At 47.7% G+C, this 1,055-nt stretch carries 1 protein-coding gene; it reads right to left on the bottom strand.

Annotated features, from left to right (window positions below; genetic code table 11):
- Positions 1–40 precede the first annotated feature (40 nt).
- Complete coding sequence (locus tag QUB44_RS31025) at positions 41–994, bottom strand: hypothetical protein (protein WP_333373786.1); 954 nt, start codon at positions 992–994, stop codon at positions 41–43.
- Positions 995–1,055 lie beyond the last annotated feature (61 nt).

Below are 1,055 nucleotides of genomic sequence, written 5' to 3'. Positions count from 1 at the left end.
TTGCTGGTATTTATAATTATGAACTTTCTTTGAAGATAAATTAGCGCTCGCCTGAGACTTTCGCAAGAGGTCTAATAGACGCCCAATGACCTTCAGAATAGAGCGCTGACTCGGCTTTTTGAACAAAATTTTGCTCTGGAGCAGGCGCTGTATCAGGGATGTAGTCGTTTTCACTACTGTCATACTTCTGGCATACTACTTCTTCTTGCGTGCGCGGGTGAGGAGTTAGAGAAATAGAAGGAATTGATTCCGTTGCAGCGTTATTGACCGCTTCCTCTACCCGCCGGATGAATTCCTCGCTATCTATGGCTTCCAAGATTTCTCGGATGTCTCCCGCTTCTGGGATGTCTGGGTAAATGACACGCGGGTCAACAACCACACAAGGGAACTGGATGTGACGAGCAACCAGCCAAACTTCTTGACCCTTCTTGATACCTGCGTCATCGTTATCGCGCAACACTGCAACACTGACGTTTTTGCCTGTCGCTTGCAGAGTTTCGAGCATTATCTGAATTTCGGGATGACTCCAATTAGAACCTTGCAGAGTTAGCCCTGTGATGCCGATACCCCTTGCGCGGTCTACGTTGTCTTCCCCTTCAAGTATCGGGATGAGAACGGGTTCACCGTCGGGGAGTGCTTCTAGTAGTTCGACAACTTCATCAATCCGATATGCTGGCCAGCGAGTATCGCCCTTGCTCCAGACTTCCTTGCCGCTAGGGTCTATGTGAATTTGGCGGCAAGTTTTGTCGCGTCCCTTTGGTTTACTTGCATCGGGCCAATCAAACCGCAAAACCTTCTGAGTGTCGCTATAGGCGTAGGTGATTTGTGTGGCACTGTCTGGAACGCCTTTGGGAACGTATTTGGGTTTTTCGGTGCGGGGTGGTTTTCCTGGTGCGGGTAATCTCAGAAGTTTCGCGCCGATCGGAACTGGTACGGGTCGGTATTCCTTTTTTTTGGCTTTTGGCTTCTTTGCCTGTGATAAGTAGCTAGACAAAATTAATTACATAGTTTTCTCCAAATTCTTTCAGGATTTTTTCCACAGATGTAACAAAAGT

This window comes from Microcoleus sp. AT3-D2, from assembly GCF_036705715.1.
Taxonomy (GTDB): Bacteria; Cyanobacteriota; Cyanobacteriia; order Cyanobacteriales; family Microcoleaceae; genus Microcoleus.
The sequence above is the reverse complement of the archived record's forward strand: the minus strand, read 5'-3'. Positions and strand labels throughout refer to the sequence as shown.